We start from the raw sequence: 1,330 nt of genomic DNA, 5'->3' as shown, positions 1-1,330 counted from the left end.
GGGTTAAGGGTCAAAAAGTGTGTCCGGAATCGCGGATTTTCACGGATTGACCTGTAGGTTTCCGGAAAGTATATGCTCCGGAAGCATATATCTAGCCCCCGACGGGAAATCCTCGGTGTGGCAGCCGTGATGTGCTATGCGCGGCGTGGTGTGGTGTCGCAATGTCGAAGAACCAACCACGCTGCCACTGCGGCGGTGAAATGAAACGCAACGGCACCACCAGCAAAGGCACCACCAGATGGCGCTGCAAACAATGCGGCGCCTCCAGCGTCAAACGTCGAAACGACATCACCAACGCGGCAGTGTTCACCCAGTTCATCGAGCATTGCACCACCGCAATATCACTCGACGACCTAGCCAAACGAAACGGTGTTAGCCGCGCCACCATGAAGCGGCGCTTCAAGTGGTGCTGGCTCGTTGATGTGCCTGACCCCACCGCCGGCCACCACAAGCGGATCTACGACCAGGTATTTCTCGATGGCACCTACACCGCCGGTGGCTGCCTGATCGTCGCGGCGACCATCGACCACGTGATCGCCTGGCACTGGTGCAAACACGAAACCACCCGCGACTACCAACTGCTGCTTGAACGCATCGAAGCCCCACTCATCGCCGTCATCGACGGCGGCCAAGGCGCATACAGCGCAATCAAAAAGTGCTGGCCGACTACGAAAATTCAACGCTGCCTCGTCCACGCCCAACGCGTGGTCCGCCGCTACACCACCACCAACCCACGCACCGATGCCGGGCGCACCATCTACCGACTTGCGCTGAAACTGACCCGGATCACCACACTGGATGAAGCCGCCGCGTGGGGTGTGCAACTGCACGAGTTTTCAACGATCTACCGGGAATGGATGAACGAGAAAACCATGATCAAAGACCCCAAAACAGGTGCATGGACCCGCGTGTGGACCCACCACAACGTGCGCAAGGCCTACAACAGCCTCAACCATCTTTGGCGGTCCGAGATGCTGTTTGTCTACCTCAACCCGCCAGCAGGAGTCCTTGCGCCCGAGCGGATCAAATCCACCACCAACAGCTTAGAAGGCGGCATCAACGCCCAGCTCAAACTGCTCGCCAGAACCCACCGCGGCAGATCAGGCGAACGACAACGCCGCATGCTGGATTGGTGGCTCTACTTAAAAACGGAACTGCCTGACGATCCAGTACGAATCGCCAGGCAGTCCGACTGGGGCCAGGGCCAACTCGCCAAAGTATCCACCCTGACCCAAACCGAGAACCAAGCCGACCACGAAACAGGACGCCCAGCCCTCTACGACAACGCTATCGACACCGACTACACCCACTCAATCGGCATTCAAAAAGG

At 58.5% G+C, this 1,330-nt stretch carries 1 protein-coding gene; it reads left to right on the top strand.

Annotated elements, in window-relative coordinates; all coding sequences use genetic code 11:
- Positions 1 to 161: 161 nt before the first annotated feature.
- On the top strand, positions 162 to 1,330 hold a 1,169-nt coding region (locus QP904_RS11705), incomplete at its 3' end, for an IS256-like element IS1249 family transposase (protein ID WP_259834854.1).

The sequence above is a fragment of the Corynebacterium nasorum genome (genome assembly GCF_030229765.1).
GTDB classification, from domain to species: Bacteria; Actinomycetota; Actinomycetes; order Mycobacteriales; family Mycobacteriaceae; genus Corynebacterium; species Corynebacterium kefirresidentii.
Note: the sequence above shows the minus strand (reverse complement) of the source record. Positions and strands in the feature narration are given on the sequence as shown.